We start from the raw sequence: 15,634 nt of genomic DNA on the forward strand, positions 1-15,634 counted from the left end.
GCTCAGGAACGGTCGGCAAAGGCCGCGAACAAGGCGAGCGTTCGCTCGCTCACGTGATGCTCGATCCCTTCGGCATCGCGCTCGGCTGTCTCGGGATCAAGACCAAGACTGAGCAGGAACCGCAACACGATCTCGTGCCGCTGTTGTCTGGCTGACGGCCTTGGCGTGCTTTCTGCTGCTGATGGCGATCGGACGCTGGCGCGGCCAACCGGAGGGTCTGGCGCTCGCCTTCTACATCGCCCTCGGGATCGGGTTGCACAACTTTGGCGAGGGGCTGGCGATCGGGGGCGCCTTTGCCGCCGGATCGGCGGGGCTTGGCACGTTCCTCGTCCTCGGCTTTGCGCTGCACAATGTGACCGAGGGGATCGGCATTGCAGCGCCGATGCTGCGGATTCGACCGCCGCTCTGGACCTTCGCAGCCCTGACGCTTCTGGCTGGCGGCCCGGCCGTGCTGGGAATGTGGACGGGCAGTCTGGCCTATGCGCCGCAATGGTCGGCCTTGGCGCTGGCGGTCGGGGCCGGTGCGATCCTGCAGGTCATGGTCGAGGTCAGCGCCTACCTGATGCGTCAGAACAGCGACCGGCAAGCGGCACTGTTTTCCCCCGCCGTTCTTGGCGGATTTCTTGGCGGGCTCGCCTTCATGTACGCGACGGCGGCGCTGATCAAGGTGTGACCCGGACCATTCCCCGGCGTCGGATCATGGCGAGATCCGGCACACCGGCTTTTGCCGGGCGCAATCCGCGCGCTTGTCGCTGACACAATCGTCGCCGTGAACATGAGCTTTCTGCGCAGCGTTCTGCTCCGCCGACGGCTCACCGTTGTGTGACGACAGGAGTTCGCTCTTGAACCTCAAGTCACTGGAGGCTTTAGGGAGGACGCAAGAAGAGGAGTGACGGATCGGATGCGATTGACACGGCTGCAAAAAAGCCTCTGGGCGGCGGCGGGTATTGCCATGCTGGGCTACGGGACGATGTTTCTGATTGCAGACCGTTTGCCCGCGCCGGTGGTCGAGGCCCCGTTCCGTCCCACCTTCGCACTCCCCGACGCCGAAGGGCGCCTGCGGACCCCGACGGAATTCGGGGGGAAACACATTCTGGTTTTCTTCGGGTTCACCAATTGCCCCGACGTCTGCCCCACGACGCTGGCCGATGTCGCTCAGGTCATGGACGATCTGGGCGACGAGGCCACGCAAGTGCAGCCGCTCTTCATATCCATCGACCCCGAGCGCGACCGCAGGCTGGGTATTGCCGAATTCACCGCTGCCTTCCATCCCACCATCCTCGGGCTTGCCGGGGATGCGAACCAGACCCGGGCTGCGGCGGACAGCTTCCGCATTCACTACGCGCGCGAAGACGATGCCGCCGCGCCCGACGGCTATTCCATGTCGCACAGCCCCGCGCTTTACCTCATCGGGCCGGAGGGGGACTGGCTGCGTCAGTTCACCTATGGCACGCCCGCCGCCGACATCCTTGCCGACCTCCAGAACCGCCTCTAGGAACATCACCATGAAGCTCCCTGTTATTGCCGTTTTTGCCTTCGGCCTTTCCGCCGGCCTCGCCCAAGCAGAACCCGTCCGGCAGGGCAACCTTGAGATCGACGCGGCCTGGGCACGCGCCTCGATCGGTACCTCGCGGCCGGGCGCCGCCTACTTCACCGTCCGCAACTTCGGCGACGAGGGCGATCGCCTGATCGGCCTGTCCTCGCCGGTCTCGACCATGACCATGCTGCACGAGACCACCCTTTCCGAGGGCATCTCCCGGATGGCCCATGTGGAGGCGGCCGAGATCCCCGCGAGCGGCGAACTCACACTCGAGCCGGGCGGGATGCACGTCATGCTGATGGAACTGGCCACACCTCTCCGGGAGGGTGCCACCTTCCCGCTGACGCTCGCCTTCGAGGCCGCGGGCGAGGTCACGGTGGAGGTGCATGTGTTCGGACCGGGCGCCACGGGACCTGCGGAATGAGCCTCTCGCGCCGGCTCCTTCTCGGCGCGGGCGCGGTCACGGCACTCGGCGCCGGCGCGCTGGGTCTGGGCTGGTGGCAAGTGGACGGGCCCGGCGCGGCGCAGCTGGCGAGCCCTACCCGCAACCTGCCTCGACCGCTGGGCGAAATGGACGTCACGCTCACGGACCATCGGGGCCGTCGGGTGACGATCTCGGACTGGGTCGGCAGGCCGAGCCTGGTTTTCTTCGGCTTCACCTGGTGCCCCGACGTCTGCCCCACCACGCTCTCGGACATCTCGCTCTGGCTGGAGGAGCTGGGGCCAGACGCCGACCGCCTCAACGTGGCTCTGATCTCTGTGGACCCCGAGCGTGACACGCCGGAGGTTCTTGCGGACTACCTCGGCTATTTCGATCCGCGCATCGTCGGTGTGACCGGAGAGCCAGGCGAGGTCGCCCGCATTCTTGGCGACTTCCGCGCGAAGGCAGAGCGCATCGAGGACGTAAACGGTGACTACACCATGAATCATACTGCCGGTGTGTTCCTGTTCCGGGCCGACGGAAGCTTTGGCAGCATCATCGACTTTCACGAGGACCGAAGGTTCGCCGTTCCCAAGATCCGGCGGGCCATGAAAAAGGAGCAACCATGATTGATCGTATTCGACGCTTCACGCAGGGCGTAGCGGTCCTGCTGACGACGACCTCGGCCGCCATGGCCGCCGATCGCGGAACGGTCCATGTGGTCGAAGGGACCGGCTGCGAATGCTGTTCCCAGTGGACCGAGTATCTGCGCCAGAACGGCTTCGAGGTGACATCCGAGGAACGCTACGGTGCTCTTCTGATCCGGCACAAAATGGACTTGGGCGTCCCGACCAGTCAGTTGTCGTGCCATACGGGAGAGATCGACGGCTATTTCATAGAAGGCCATGTCCCCGCGGCCGACATCGAGCGCCTTCTGAAAGAGAGGCCGGATGCCGCAGGGCTCGCGGTTCCCGGAATGCCCTATGGCAGTCCCGGGATGGGACCCGAAAACAAGCGTAAAGCCTACGACGTCAATCTTGTTAAGCGGGATGGCTCGGTTGAGGTGTTCTCGCACTACGCCGCCGCGCAATAATCTCCGGATGATATAAATTGCCGATGCGTCGACCGAACCGCCGTCATTTTTCGCTCACGATGCTCGCGGCTCTGGCCGCGTGCGGCACGCAACCCCCCGTCTTGAAGAGGTACCTGGGGCCTCCGGTGACACAGGTCGTCGTTCAGAAGGAGCGGCGCCGAATGTACCTGCTCAGCGGGCAGACGGTCCTGAAATCGTATGACTTCGGACTGGGAAACGAGCCCATCGGCCACAAGCAGTTTGAAGGCGACGGAAAGACCCCGGAGGGCCTCTATTACATCGACCGTTTCAATCCCCGCAGTCGATACCATCTTTCAGTGGGGATTTCCTATCCGAATGAGCGGGACCGAGCTTTTGCGGAGCAGTTCGGATTGGATCCGGGCGGTGATATCATGATCCATGGCCGCGGGCCGGAGGGAAAGCGTCTGGTCAGACAGAAGCGGGACTGGACGGCGGGCTGCATCACGGTCAGCGACGACGAGGTCGAAGATATCTTCGCGATGCTGCGCCTCGGGGTGCCGGTGATGATTTACCCCTGATATCATGGCTCGTAGGTGAGGGCGGGCCGGAGATGTCTCCGGCTCCGCCCTTCGATGGTAGATCAGAAGACCGCGACCTGTGTGCCTATCTCGGCGACCTCGTAGAGTTTCAGGACATGCTCGTTATAAAGACCGTAGCATCCGTTCGACGATTTGCGGCCGATCTTCCGGGTGTCGTGGGTTCCGTGAATCAGATATGCAGGCCATGAAAGATAAAGGCCGCGGACGCCCAGCGGATTTTCTGGCACGCCTCCTTCGACGCGTTGCGGCAGCGAAGGATCTCTCTCGCGCATGCTCGGGGTCGGGGTCCACGGAGGGTTTTCCGCTTTTCTGACGATCTCGGTCTTTCCTCTGCGGGTCAGATCCTCGGATACGGGTACCGCTGTAGGGAACAACAAGTATACCGATTCGTCGGCAGACCAGTAATGCAGCGCCCGCGAGGTCACATCAGCAAGGATGACGCCCTTTCCCAGACTCGGATAGAAATCGCTCCAATGCCACGCGCGAAATGACGACTGATTGCGGCGTTGATCGGCGTCCGGGTCTACCTGAAACACGCCGAGGTCGGGGGCCGCCCCTCCGGCGGAACCGTAGACAGGCATTCCGGTATAAGGGTCGATATTCTGTGCGAAACTCCGTCCGGCCGGAAGGACGAGCGCCGTGGCCATCAGTCCGGTCAAGAACTGTCGGCGCCCGCTCGATCGATCTGCCTGTGTCATGTCCCACCTTTCGCTATTGTTTTCATTGCGATACTAGCTGCCCACTGCTGCCCTTCAAGAACAATGGAGATCATGACCCATAACGCCTGCGTGAGACGGATAGGCGAAGTGTCTCACGTCGACGTGACCTGGTGTCGGCGCTGGGTTGGGCTGCACCTCAGGTGGCCTCCTTCGCTACGGGCTGCAGCCGTGCTGGCCGTCCACGTCGTCGAGGGCACTGGTTGCGCCTGCTGCACCCGCGCACGGCTTCTGGGGGCGGGAAGAATGCAGTGTCACCGAAGAGTTCTACGGAGGCCCCTTTCGTGAGCCACAAGCTCGACAATGACGTACCCCAAGGAGGATGATGTCCTGCCACACCGCGCCGACCACCCATCTATCGGCCTCGCGCGCTCGTCTCGGCCTGATAGCTCCGCTCGCGTTCCGGCCACGTGCTCTTGATGTAGGCGAGCACGGCCCGGATCTCGGCGTCGCTGAGGACATCGGCAAACCCGGGCATGTCGCTCTCGTATCCGCCTCCCACGATGGCGGCGGTGCCTTCCTTGACGATCCGGAACAGGATGTCGTCCGGATGATGCCATGTGTGGCCGGTGGCGTCGTGCGGGGGAGCCGGCAGGCGCCCGGAGGGCAGAGGCATTTGCCAGTCCGGCTGCCCCTCAAGCTGCGCGCCATGACATGCGGCGCACTGGGTCTCGTAAATGGTGCGGCCCAGTGCGATCGTCTCGGCATTCTCCGCATCCGCCCGCAGCCCGACAAGGATCCAGGTGGCGATGAGCGCGGAGGCGGTGAGGCCGATGAGGGTTGGTATCCGGAGCATCATTTGGCATGCTGGGCGAGCCAGTCCTGCAGGAACACGATCCGCGCGTGCTGTTCGTCGCCGGTGACTTCGGCAGACTGATGGCAGAAACGGTCTGAACGCATGTCGGCAGCACCATGATCAGCGGAACACTTCGCCTCCTCGGCCGTTCCCACAGGATGCAACGGCGGACCCCCCGGACGAAAGCCGGATTCGTCTGGCAGAAGCTTGCGAACGCACTGGCGCTTCTTGCAACTGCCATGCTCATCGCCCATGGCGCGGCGGCCGGAAGTCTGGTGCCCCACAGTCATGCCCACATCTCCGTCCACGCCGAATCTTCGCCGACGGCGACGAACGTGGCGGACCCCGTCCCGCATCACGCTCCTTCGATGGCTGTGGGGGAGGAGCCCAGCGATGACAACCATGACACGCTCGCCTGTTGCGGAGATGCGTGCCTGGCAGCGCTGATCCCCGGCCGAACCGCCGATCTGAAAGAGCCGCGCAGGAGCGATCAGAAGTTTGTGATGCCAGTCTCCTTGCTCAGCGGGCTTGCCCCGGATGGGCCGCGCCGTCCGCCGCGGGACCACCATCTGATCTGATCGTTACCCATCGTGAGCGCGTGTCGCGCCTTGCTGCCTGGCGTCGCTCGCGCCGGAGGGATGAGAAGACGGTCTGAAGACGCCAGGAAAGTCTTTTCGTGTCATCGCTGGCTGCGAGTGCCGAGCGCCACGCTTGCTGCTTCTCTTCCCGGCGCTTTCCGAAGATGGAGAATACAAATGCACCAGATGTCCCCTGAAATGCAGAGCTGCATCGACGAATGCCTGAGCTGCCACAGCACTTGCCTCAGCATGGCCATGAACCATTGTCTTGAGGCAGGTGGCCGGCATGTCGAGCCGGAGCACTTCCGGCTCATGATCGCCTGCGCCGAAATTTGCCAGACCGCGGCGAATTTCATGCTGATCGGCACCAGTCATCACAAGCATCTCTGCCGTGAGTGTGCCGAGATCTGTGAGGAATGCGCCCGGAGCTGCGAGCAGGTCGGCGACATGCAGGAATGCGTGGATGCGTGCCGCCGGTGCGCCGAGAGCTGCCGGAAAATGGCGGCCTGATCCCCACCGAAACCAGTTACATCAAAGGAGAACCCTTATGCGCAAGTTTGAACTCGCCGCCGTCGTTGCTGCCCTTCTCGCCGCGCCCGCGGCTTTCGCTCAGGAGAGCGGGACAGGCGGGCAGGCTGGCCACATGGCGGGACAGGGAGGTCCCATGCCCGACCTGTCGATCCTCCCGCAGGGCTGCCAGGACGCCATCCAGCAGTCCGGGATGCCGGGGATGATGCAGGGCATGGACATGTCCGCCATGATGGGAGGCATGGAGGGCATGGATGAGGCCCAGCAAGCCTCCATGCAGGCCATGATGGAGATGAACGGTCCGATGATGGCCACCCACACCATCGAGGATCCCGACCTCGCCTTCCACTGCGGGATGATCGCGCATCATGCGGGCGCCATCGCCATGGCAGAAGTCGAGCTGAAGTATGGCGACGATGAGGAGTCGAAAGCGATGGCTCAGAAGATCATCGACGCCCAAGGCCCGGAAATCGAGGAGATGACCGCCTGGGTCGAGGAGAACGCGGGCCAGCAGTAAGGACTCGGGCCGCCGGAGCTTGGAGCTGCGGCGGCCTCAACGACCGGGACGATGCATGATGCGCGGTCAGCAGGAGGCGAACCCATGTCGATGTCTCACGGCAGCCATACGGGCCACCTGCCCGCGAGCGGTGATCGCAAAGCGCTTGTCATCTCCGGCTGGCTCACCGGCCTTTACTTCATCGTTGAACTCGGGATCGGCATCTGGACGGGCTCAGTCGCCGTCATGTCGGATGCCTTCCACACCTTCTCGGCCGTCGGCGGCGTGCTCATCGCCTTGGTCGCCATGCGCCTGAGCGAGCGGAAGTCCAGCCCGGCGCGCACCTTCGGCTACATTCGCGCGGAGATCCTCGGCGCCCTCTTCAACGGCCTCTTTCTCGTCGGAATGGCCATTTTCGTGCTGTGGATGGGCGCGATGCGCCTCATGGAGCCGATCGAGTTGGCCACCACGCCGATGCTGATCGCGGCAGCGGGGGGCATCGCCACCGAGCTTGTCGCCCTCTGGCTCCTGTACGAGCGCCAGAAGGACAACCTGAACATGCGGGGCGCCTACTGGCACATCCTGCAGACGTTCGTCGGCAGCTTCCTCATCATCATCTCGGCCCTGGTGATCCGCTTTACCGGCTTCCTCGCCGTCGACCCGCTGCTCGGCATGGCCTTCGGACTGGTGCTGCTCTGGGCTTCCTTGGGGCATCCTGCGCGAGTCGCTGCACATCCTGCTGCAAGGCACGCCGGAGGACCTGGATCTCGAGGCTGTGATCGCGGCCATTCGGGAGCTGGAGGGCGTGACGGACGTGCATCACGTCCATGCCTGGAGCCTGACGTCCGGGCGCAACGTGTTCTCGAGCCACGTCTGCGTTCGAGACTGGCAGGATGGCGAGCGGGTGCTGAGGGAGGTGAACAACCTCCTGCGCGACCGGTTCAAGGTCTACTTCTCGACCACGCAGATCGAGGAATACTGCCTTGCCGTTGAGGAGGGAGCTGCCGAGATCGATGTTACGCGGCCGAAGGCGAAGTCCCGGCAGGCCGTGCGGGCAAGACCGGAAGAAGGGAGCGCCCAGCATGAACACTGACGCCGCGGCTTCCGCCTGGCGGCTTACTCTTGACCTTCCAACGACAGGAAGGTGCAGGACGAATGAGGACGATTCTCGGGCACTTCCCGGACGAGGTACATGATGGCCAGCAAGAGCAAAGACCAACACCCTGCCCCCCTCCACATGGAGAGCAGTTCTCGCGTCGGCGGCCATGAGCATCGCGGGCCGGGACATTCTCACGAACACGGGCATGCTCACTCGGGGCACCACGGGACGGAGCATTCGCACGCTGCGGAGGCGACTCCGACAGACAGCGTGCATCGGGTCAAGGACCCGGTCTGCGGCATGATGGTCGATCCCCATGCGACGCAGCACAAGGCCGAGCATGCGGGGCGGCCGTATTACTTCTGCTCGGCCGGATGCCGCGCGAAGTTCCTGGCCGAGCCGGACCGCTACCTCGACCCGGCCGCTGCGGCGGCAAAGGCCGAGCCCGTGCCCGAGGGGACGATCTACACCTGTCCCATGCACCCAGAGATCCGGCAGGTGGGGCCGGGATCCTGCCCGATCTGCGGCATGGGGCTGGAGCCTGTGCTGGTCAGCCTCGAGGCGGAGCCCAATCTCGAACTGATCGATATGCGGCGCCGCTTCTGGATCGGGCTGGTGCTGACGGTCCCTGTATTCATTCTGGAAATGGGCGGCCACTTCCTCGGGCTGGACCGCTACATCGATCAGCAGACCTCGAACTGGATCCAGCTGCTCTTCGCGACCCCGGTCGTCCTGTGGGCCGGGTGGCCCTTCTTCCAGCGCGGCTGGCAGTCGCTGGTCACGCGCAATCTCAACATGTTCACCCTGATCGCCATGGGCACGGGGGCGGCGTGGATCTACAGCGTCGTTGCGACGCTCGCGCCAGACATCTTCCCGGACGCCTTCCGCCAGCATGACGGGTCGGTCGCGGTTTATTTCGAAGCCGCAGCGGTCATCACCGTGCTCGTGCTGCTCGGACGGGTGCTGGAACTCCGGGCGCGGGAAAGCACCAGCGGCGCAATCCGGGCGCTGCTCGATCTCGCCCCGAAAACCGCACGGGTCATCCGTGATGACGGCACCGAAGAAGAGGTGCAGCTCGACACTGTCCATGTCGGCGACCGCCTGCGGGTGCGGCCGGGCGAGAAGGTGCCCGTGGATGGCGAGGTGCTGGAAGGCCGCAGCGCCGTCGACGAGTCGATGGTGACGGGCGAATCCATGCCGGTGACCAAGGAGGTCGGCTCGCGGGCGATCGGGGGGACCATGAACCAGTCCGGCGCGCTGGTGATCGAGGCCCGCAAGGTCGGACGCGACACCATGCTGTCGCAGATCGTCCAGCTTGTCGCAGAGGCACAGCGCAGCCGTGCCCCGATCCAGCGACTTGCCGACCAGGTGTCGGGCTGGTTCGTGCCGGCGGTGATCGTGGTCGCGGTGCTCGCCTTCATCGCCTGGTCGATCTGGGGCCCGGAGCCGCGCTTCGCCTATGCGCTGGTCGTGGCGGTTTCGGTCCTGATCATCGCCTGCCCCTGCGCGCTGGGTCTGGCGACGCCGATGTCGATCATGTTCGGCGTCGGCCGCGGCGCGCAGAATGGCGTCCTGATCAAGAACGCCGAGGCGCTCGAGCACATGGAGAAGGTCGACACGATCATCGTCGACAAGACCGGCACACTGACGGAGGGGCGTCCCGCCGTCACGGCCATCGTTCCCGCTGCCGGTCTTACCGAGGAGGAGGTGCTGCGCCTGGCCGCCAGCGTCGAGCGGGCGAGCGAGCATCCGCTGGCGCTCGCCATCGTGCGCGCGGCAGAGGAGCGGGGGATCGCGACCGCACCGGTTGCGGATTTCGACTCGCCGACCGGGAAGGGCGCCTATGGCACGGTCGAGGGCAAGCGCATTCCCCTCGGCAACGCAAACTTCCTGGCCGAAGAAGGGGTCGATGTGACGCCGCTGGCCGCGCAGGCTGACCGGCTGCGCCAAGACGGGGCGACCGCGATCTTCATGGGCGTGGACGGAGAGGTCGCCGCAATCTTCGCCATCGCCGATCCGGTCAAGCCCTCCACGCCTGAAGCGCTTGCCGCGCTGAAGGCCCAAGGCATCCGCGTGGTCATGCTCACCGGCGACAACTGGACCACAGCGAAGGCGGTCGCCCGACAGCTGGGCATCGACGAGGTCGAGGCGGAGGTCCTGCCGGACCAGAAGAGCGAGGTCGTGCAGCGGCACAAGGCGGCGGGCGAGGTGGTGGCGATGGCGGGCGACGGCGTCAACGATGCCCCTGCGCTCGCGGCCGCGGATGTCGGCATCGCCATGGGCACCGGCACCGACGTGGCGATGGAGAGCGCGGGCGTCACCCTCCTGAAGGGCGATCTCACCGGCATTGTTCGGGCGCGGCGACTGTCTCAGGCGGTGATGCGCAACATCCGCCAGAACCTTTTCTTCGCCTTCATCTACAACGCGCTCGGTATCCCGATCGCCGCGGGGGTGCTTTATCCGTTCTTCGGCATCCTGCTGTCGCCGATCATCGCGGCAGCCGCCATGGCGCTATCCTCGGTCAGCGTGATCGCGAATGCGTCTCGGCTGCGGGGCGTGAAGCTGTGATGTCCGGGTGGCATCGTGGGCCGTTCCCGCGAGCGCATCTGACAGGCGACATCATGCCGCGGGACGCCGGCGCATTCTCACCCGTTCGTGGGTCGCGCTCCGGACTAGCCGGTGATATCATGGAGTCCACGAAGAAAGGTTTGACGATGCGGAACGATCACACCATCGGCCGGCGGGCCGTTCTCGCGGCCGCCGCCGCACTTCCGTTCCTGCTGTCGATGCCGGCGTGGGCGCGGGCCGAGGCCCTGCCGCTCGTGACCGTCACCAAGGATCCGTCCTGCGGCTGCTGCGACGGCTGGATCGCGCATATCGAAGCCGCGGGCTTTCCGGTGCGGGTCGTGGACTCGGACGACGTGTTCAGCCTCAAGGAGCGGCTCGGCGTGCCGGCCGAGCTGACCTCCTGCCATACGGCCGAGGTGGACGGCTATGTGGTGGAGGGTCATGTGCCAGCTGCCGCGATCCGCCGCCTGCTGGCCGAGCGGCCCTCCGAGACGGGACTTGCCGTTCCCGGAATGCCTGCCGGCTCGCCCGGCATGGATTTTTCCGGGGTCGAACCCGAGCCCTATGAAGTGCTCCTGTTCGGTCCGACCACCCAGACCTTCGGGCGCTACCTCGGCGCGCAGGAAATCTGAGCCAGGCGCCTCCACATGACCGTCCACCTTGCCGCCGATCCGATGCAGCTCAAGCCGCGAGCGATGGCCCTTTCCCGCGTCAGCAGCGCATCGGCCCGGCTCGACACCGAGAAGGCAGGTGGCTCATGAGCGGGCGCTTCAGAGTTGCGTTCGCGGCGAGATGCGGCCGATTGCGCCAGTTCGCGATCGGCATCCTGTTGCTTGCCATCAGCTCCCTCGTTCTGCAGGGCGTAGCGCATGCCAGCCCGACCGGACACGCCCTCCACCGCGAACAGAGCGCGGCCACGGCGAGCCACTGCGGCCAACATCACCTGCCCGGCGATCACGGGGCAGAGACATCTGCAGGCTGCGAGAGTGATGACGGCGGCCAGATGCTGGCCGACTGCTGTCAGACCTGTCTGATCGCCGCCGTTCCCGTCGGGCCGCTGACGTTCGGGCCGTCCGTGAATGGTGAACTGTTCAGGGTCATGCACCGTGACCCGTGGGAACGATCCCCCGAAGGAATCCTGAGGCCGCCTCGTCTGATTGCTGCGTGACGGCCGCTCCGGCGCGACCGCCGGCAGCGCGCACTTCGAGCCCAGACGAACTTTCGGAGACCCGCGTCCGCGAATGTGACGCCGGCCCTCCGGTGCCAAGGATGAAAACCCATGAACCGAACTGCAATCGTTCTTTCCGTCAGCCTGCTGGCGGGCCTGCCGGGCGCTGCTCTCGCCCAGGCCGAACATGATACCCACCACCCGGGAACCCCGCCCGCCCAAGCGGAACAGGCTCCCGCGCCCACGTCTCCCTCGGACCGGATGCCCGGCATGCAGGGCATCCCCGAGCATGGCCAGGCCATGATGCAGGCGATGCAGCAAATGATGCAGGGGGGCATGCACGGCGGAATGGCCGCACCCGGCGCTGACGGCGCCCCAACGAGCCTTTCCAGCGCTCCCGACTTCACGCAGGCCTACGTCGCCGCGATGAATGAAATGCACGGACCGATGATGGAAGGCGTGATGGCCGGCGATCCGGATGTCGCCTTCGTCCGGGGCATGATCCCGCATCATCAGGGTGCGATCGACATGGCGAAGATCGTCCAGCAATACGGCGACGATCCGCAGACCAGGGAGTGGGCGGACCAGATCATCGCGGCGCAGGAAGGCGAGATCGTCGAAATGCAGGCCTGGCTGGCGACGAACGCCGGCGAGGCACCAACCGCCCTCGGTCAGACCGGCGGGACCGTCTACTCCGCCAACGAGGGCGGCAATTCGATCAGCGCCATCGATCTCGGCACGGGTTCGGTCGAGACCGTTGACGTCGGCGTGTCGCCGCACAATGTCGATCTGACGCCGGACGGAAATCTGCTGCTGGCGGTCGGAAGCCCTGCCGCCGATCACGCGCACGGATCGGATGACGATGGACATGCCGACACCGATGCGGGCGGAGGGGTCCTGGTGGTGCTCGATCCGGAGCGACTGTCGCAGCCCGTCGCCACTGTGGAAGTCGGCGCGCATCCGGCGCATGTCGTCGCCGACCGCAGCGGGCGCGCCTATGCTTCGCTGTCCGGCGGGAACGAGATTGCGGTCGTCGATCTCGCACAGGCCGAAGTCATCGAGCGCATCGCGACCGGCGCCTATCCGCACGGGCTGCGCCTCAGCCCGGATGAGAGCGAGATCTATGTGGCCAATGTCGAGGACGGCTCGGTCTCCGTCATCGACACGCAGGACCTGACGGAAGTTGCGCGCATTCCGGTGGGCGCAGCGCCTGTTCAGGTCGGGTTCACGCCGTCTGGCGATCAGGTCTACGTCTCGCTGCGCGACGAGAACCGGGTGGCCGTCATCGACACCTCGTCCCGGCAGGTGACGAACAGGATCGACGTCGGGCCGAACCCGATCCAGATGTTCGCGACCCCCGATGGAGCCTACGTCTACGTGGCCAATCAGGGCACCGACGCGGAGCCGAACGACACGGTGTCCGTGATCGACACGGCGACGGGAGAGGTCGTGAAGACGATCACCACCGGGGGTGGCGCCCATGGCGTGTCGGCATCGGCCGACGGGGCTTACGTGTTCGTGACCAACATTGCGGACGACACAGTGTCGATCATCGATGTCGAGAGCCAGGACGTGGTGAGGACGGTGCCGGTCGGCGATCGGCCGAATGGCATCGTCTACGGCGACTCGAGCCGCTAAGGAGTTCGGCGCCGGAGCGGTCCAGCTCCGGCGCCAGACTTGGAGGCAGGGATATCATGTCCGCCTACACGGCCAGCGCCGGTCTGCGCGGAAGTGCAGGGCTTCTCCAAACGGTACTGGGTGCATCGGAATTGCCGCCGCCATCGCCCTCGTGGCTATCCAAGAGGTGAGAAGAGACAATGAGACTGATAGTGTTCGGACCACCAGGAGCAGGGAAGGGAACGCAGGCGCAGCGCCTGGCCGAACGCCACTCGATCCCTCAGCTTTCTACAGGAGATATGCTGCGCGCTGCTGTGACCGAAGGCACCGAAACCGGGCGGCGGGTCGACGCGATCATGGATCGCGGCGAACTCGTACCCGACGATGTGGTCAACCAGATGGTATCCGACCGGATCGATCAAGAGGATTGGCGCAAAGGGTTCATTCTCGACGGCTTTCCCCGGACAGTCGCGCAGGCGGAGTCCCTGACCGCCATGCTGGAGCAAAGGGGTGTCAGGCTTGACGCAGTCATCGAACTGAAGGTCGATGAGACCTCGCTGGTCGAGCGAATGGAAAAGCGCGTCGCCGATACGCTGGCCGCTGGCGGCACGGCTCGCAGCGACGACAATCGGGATACCTTTGTCAGACGTCTCGACGCATATCGGAACAAGACGGAGCCGCTACTGGACTACTATCGCCGAAGGAGAGAGCTCATTACGGTTGATGGAATGCAGGGCATCGACGACGTGGCGCGCGAGATTGAGGACGTACTGACCCGGCGATCCTCGGGATCACGACGCTGATCCTGATCCTGGCGACAAGGAACGGTGAGGGACACCACCAGGCCGCTGCGTCCAGCGATCGATCGGCATGCTGCCTGCCGCCATATTGGTGCGGATTGCAGACCGCAGGCGCTCAGGCTCTTGCTAGCTTGTCTCAGGAGAGCAGGCCCGAGCCTGCTCTCTCATCACTGCGTAGTCGGTCAGCATTTCCGCGATGATCGAGCCTTCCGGCAACCACGCCAGTTCGTCGGCGGCCCGCGTCTGTAACTCCTGACCATATTCCACGACCGGCGGACAAAGTGCCATGATCCTTTGTTCAGAACCGACCGTCGCGCAGCCGGTCAGCAAGCTCGTCGCGATTGCGAGGGCGGCGAGCCGCCGCCTCCAGCATCCGGCGTTGGGCATCATTGATCTTCTCCGTGGTCTCATGGCGTTCGGCGAGGCGGCCAGTGCGCTCGCCGGAACGCCGGAGCGCGAGCAGGAACATAAGCACGCTGAAGCCAACGGCGCCGTAGCGCAGCGCGGCCCGCATCCATGGGCTGGCGGCAATGCCGCCCAGCAGCGCGGCGATCATCGACGCCCCCGCTTCCAGTCGTCGAGCCGCGCGTAGATGGTCACGACGATGCCAACGAGTGCCACGGCGATGAACACCCAGCGCAGCGTTTCGAGATAGGACACAAGCGGCAGGATGGCGGTCTGGGTCTCGGCAAGGACGTCTCGAGCCACCTCGACGCCCGCCGCGCCCAGCGTCGCCACACCGGCCGCTCCGCCACCCTTCATGGTGCGGCTCTGCGCCAGCACTTCGCGCGCCGGCGGGGTTTCGGCAGCGAAGGGAGTCGGCCGGACCGGGAAGCGCTCGCCCCACTGCCGTGCCGGGCCGAGATCGACATGGATGAAGCCCGAGCGCGGGTAGAAACCGAAGCCGAGGAACCCCACCGCCCGCGCTGCCGCCTCGAACGCCACCGGATCGTGGTTCGCCATGGCGATGTCGAAGGCCGCGCCGTCGAGATGTTTCGACCGGGTCGCGCCGCCAACGGCGGTTCGTTGATCAGCAGCTTGCCGGTCCCTCGGCAGGCGATCTCGGCGGGCGAGAAGTTCGGCCAGCGCCAGGCATTCTTCGGCACGTCACGCCAATGGCGGTGGAAGGTCGTGGTCATGGGGTCCTCCAAACGAAAAAACCCGCCTCGAGGGCGGGTCATGATGGGCTGACAGATCGGAACGAGACGACGGCTACGGGCCGTTGCCGAAGATCTTGAGCTTGATGGCGATGCCCGCCAGCAGCGCCAGCACGACGCCGGTGGTGATCATGCGAACTGCAGTCTGCATCGCGGTGCGGCGCACCAGCCGGATACAGTCCACCAGCGAGCGCAGATCGCGGATGTCGAGCGCGGCCTCGTCGCCGTCGAGGCCGACATCGGCAAGCGCACGCTTCGCGCCTTCCTCAGCCGCCCGGGTCAGGATCGCCTCGAACTCGGCGTCCGGCATGCGGACGTAGCCTTCGGATCGGGGTGGGTTCATCGGTTCCTCCTTTCGCCGCTCAGCCGATCTTGCAGCCCCAGAAGGACGTGTGGTCGGCCGCGAAGTAGCCGTCCGCGACCCGGAAATACCCCTGCAGCTCGACGGTGTCGCCCGCGGTCAGCGGCACCATGGTCTGCAGCCAGATCGCGGTGGC

At 65.2% G+C, this 15,634-nt stretch carries 19 protein-coding genes and 4 pseudogenes; 15 read left to right on the forward strand and 8 right to left on the reverse strand.

The features are described from left to right. Positions 1 to 2: 2 nt before the first annotated feature. Positions 3 to 146 (reverse strand): annotated as a pseudogene (locus tag BLW17_RS17855) (iron dependent repressor, metal binding and dimerization domain protein); the annotation flags it as partial. Positions 147 to 160: 14 nt separating this feature from the next. On the opposite strand from BLW17_RS17855, the gene BLW17_RS17860 reads away from it, so the two are divergent. The 6 genes from BLW17_RS17860 to BLW17_RS12800 all read left to right on the forward strand — a co-directional run bounded on the left by BLW17_RS17860 (position 161) and on the right by BLW17_RS12800 (position 3,593). Continuing rightward, entirely contained in the window at positions 161 to 673 is a 513-nt protein-coding gene (locus tag BLW17_RS17860; protein WP_231572758.1) for a ZIP family metal transporter, read from the forward strand. A 216-nt stretch (positions 674 to 889) separates the two neighbouring features. Continuing rightward, complete coding sequence (locus tag BLW17_RS12780) at positions 890 to 1,495, forward strand: SCO family protein (protein WP_231555239.1); 606 nt, start codon at positions 890 to 892, stop codon at positions 1,493 to 1,495. A gap of 10 nt (positions 1,496 to 1,505) precedes the next feature. Beyond that, a complete protein-coding gene (locus BLW17_RS12785) occupies positions 1,506 to 1,964 on the forward strand; it encodes a copper chaperone PCu(A)C (RefSeq protein WP_036700241.1) in 459 nt (152 codons plus the stop codon). Beyond that, complete coding sequence (locus BLW17_RS12790; protein ID WP_036732807.1) at positions 1,961 to 2,590, forward strand: SCO family protein; 630 nt, start codon at positions 1,961 to 1,963, stop codon at positions 2,588 to 2,590. Before BLW17_RS12785 ends, BLW17_RS12790 begins: the two co-directional genes overlap by 4 nt. An 8-nt stretch (positions 2,591 to 2,598) precedes the next feature. Beyond that, positions 2,599 to 3,054 (forward strand): DUF411 domain-containing protein, encoded by a 456-nt coding sequence (locus tag BLW17_RS12795; protein WP_036732830.1) that lies wholly within the window; start codon positions 2,599 to 2,601, stop codon positions 3,052 to 3,054. Between the two features lie 23 nt (positions 3,055 to 3,077). Then, positions 3,078 to 3,593 carry a L,D-transpeptidase family protein gene (locus BLW17_RS12800; RefSeq protein ID WP_036732809.1) on the forward strand — a complete coding sequence of 172 codons (516 nt, stop codon included), beginning with the start codon at positions 3,078 to 3,080 and terminating at the stop codon, positions 3,591 to 3,593. A 62-nt stretch (positions 3,594 to 3,655) separates the two neighbouring features. On the opposite strand, the gene BLW17_RS12805 is transcribed toward BLW17_RS12800, so the two are convergent. From BLW17_RS12805 to BLW17_RS17865, 3 genes are all read right to left on the reverse strand, one after another. Then, the gene (locus BLW17_RS12805; protein ID WP_131674992.1) at positions 3,656 to 4,261 is read right to left on the reverse strand and encodes a L,D-transpeptidase; all 606 of its coding nucleotides are present in this window, start codon (positions 4,259 to 4,261) and stop codon (positions 3,656 to 3,658) included. 424 nt (positions 4,262 to 4,685) lie between these two features. Further along, a complete protein-coding gene (locus BLW17_RS12810) occupies positions 4,686 to 5,126 on the reverse strand; it encodes a c-type cytochrome (protein WP_139306013.1) in 441 nt (146 codons plus the stop codon). Continuing rightward, positions 5,126 to 5,482: a hypothetical protein gene (locus BLW17_RS17865; RefSeq protein WP_134725741.1), complete on the reverse strand. Its 357-nt coding sequence runs from the start codon at positions 5,480 to 5,482 to the stop codon at positions 5,126 to 5,128. Before BLW17_RS17865 ends, BLW17_RS12810 begins: the two co-directional genes overlap by 1 nt. A gap of 399 nt (positions 5,483 to 5,881) precedes the next feature. Between BLW17_RS17865 and BLW17_RS12815 the strand changes: the two genes are divergently transcribed. The 9 genes and pseudogenes from BLW17_RS12815 (at position 5,882) to BLW17_RS12850 (ending at position 13,983) form a co-directional block, all read left to right on the forward strand. Further along, positions 5,882 to 6,214, forward strand: coding sequence for a four-helix bundle copper-binding protein (locus tag BLW17_RS12815; RefSeq protein WP_036708060.1), 333 nt, complete (start codon positions 5,882 to 5,884; stop codon positions 6,212 to 6,214). 37 nt (positions 6,215 to 6,251) lie between these two features. Then, positions 6,252 to 6,749: a CopM family metallochaperone gene (copM, locus tag BLW17_RS18835; RefSeq protein WP_036708062.1), complete on the forward strand. Its 498-nt coding sequence runs from the start codon at positions 6,252 to 6,254 to the stop codon at positions 6,747 to 6,749. A gap of 90 nt (positions 6,750 to 6,839) precedes the next feature. Continuing rightward, positions 6,840 to 7,376: pseudogene (locus BLW17_RS19035) on the forward strand (cation diffusion facilitator family transporter); the annotation flags it as partial. A 157-nt stretch (positions 7,377 to 7,533) separates the two neighbouring features. Beyond that, positions 7,534 to 7,821 carry a cation transporter dimerization domain-containing protein gene (locus BLW17_RS19040; protein WP_462498360.1) on the forward strand — a complete coding sequence of 96 codons (288 nt, stop codon included), beginning with the start codon at positions 7,534 to 7,536 and terminating at the stop codon, positions 7,819 to 7,821. Between the two features lie 144 nt (positions 7,822 to 7,965). After that, on the forward strand, positions 7,966 to 10,395 hold the full coding sequence (locus BLW17_RS12830) for a heavy metal translocating P-type ATPase (RefSeq protein WP_036732810.1): 2,430 nt from the start codon (positions 7,966 to 7,968) through the stop codon (positions 10,393 to 10,395). A gap of 146 nt (positions 10,396 to 10,541) precedes the next feature. Continuing rightward, entirely contained in the window at positions 10,542 to 11,027 is a 486-nt protein-coding gene (locus BLW17_RS12835; protein ID WP_036732823.1) for a DUF411 domain-containing protein, read from the forward strand. Between the two features lie 125 nt (positions 11,028 to 11,152). Further along, entirely contained in the window at positions 11,153 to 11,563 is a 411-nt protein-coding gene (locus BLW17_RS12840) for a hypothetical protein (protein WP_036700223.1), read from the forward strand. A 111-nt stretch (positions 11,564 to 11,674) separates the two neighbouring features. Beyond that, complete coding sequence (copM, locus tag BLW17_RS12845; RefSeq protein ID WP_036700220.1) at positions 11,675 to 13,201, forward strand: CopM family metallochaperone; 1,527 nt, start codon at positions 11,675 to 11,677, stop codon at positions 13,199 to 13,201. Positions 13,202 to 13,380: 179 nt separating this feature from the next. Continuing rightward, positions 13,381 to 13,983 carry an adenylate kinase gene (locus BLW17_RS12850; protein WP_036708067.1) on the forward strand — a complete coding sequence of 201 codons (603 nt, stop codon included), beginning with the start codon at positions 13,381 to 13,383 and terminating at the stop codon, positions 13,981 to 13,983. Between the two features lie 295 nt (positions 13,984 to 14,278). Here BLW17_RS12850 and BLW17_RS12860 read toward each other — a convergent pair whose 3' ends face one another. From BLW17_RS12860 to BLW17_RS18970, 4 genes and pseudogenes are all read right to left on the reverse strand, one after another. Continuing rightward, positions 14,279 to 14,536 (reverse strand): hypothetical protein, encoded by a 258-nt coding sequence (locus tag BLW17_RS12860; RefSeq protein ID WP_036732825.1) that lies wholly within the window; start codon positions 14,534 to 14,536, stop codon positions 14,279 to 14,281. Beyond that, positions 14,533 to 15,119 (reverse strand): annotated as a pseudogene (locus BLW17_RS12865) (YcbK family protein). Before BLW17_RS12865 ends, BLW17_RS12860 begins: the two are co-directional and overlap by 4 nt. 73 nt (positions 15,120 to 15,192) lie before the next feature. Next, the gene (locus BLW17_RS12870; RefSeq protein WP_036708073.1) at positions 15,193 to 15,480 is read right to left on the reverse strand and encodes a DUF6127 family protein; all 288 of its coding nucleotides are present in this window, start codon (positions 15,478 to 15,480) and stop codon (positions 15,193 to 15,195) included. Between the two features lie 19 nt (positions 15,481 to 15,499). Next, positions 15,500 to 15,634 (reverse strand): annotated as a pseudogene (locus tag BLW17_RS18970) (DUF2793 domain-containing protein); the annotation flags it as partial.

The sequence above is a fragment of the Paracoccus sanguinis genome (assembly GCF_900106665.1).
In the GTDB taxonomy this organism is placed as follows: Bacteria; Pseudomonadota; Alphaproteobacteria; order Rhodobacterales; family Rhodobacteraceae; genus Paracoccus; species Paracoccus panacisoli.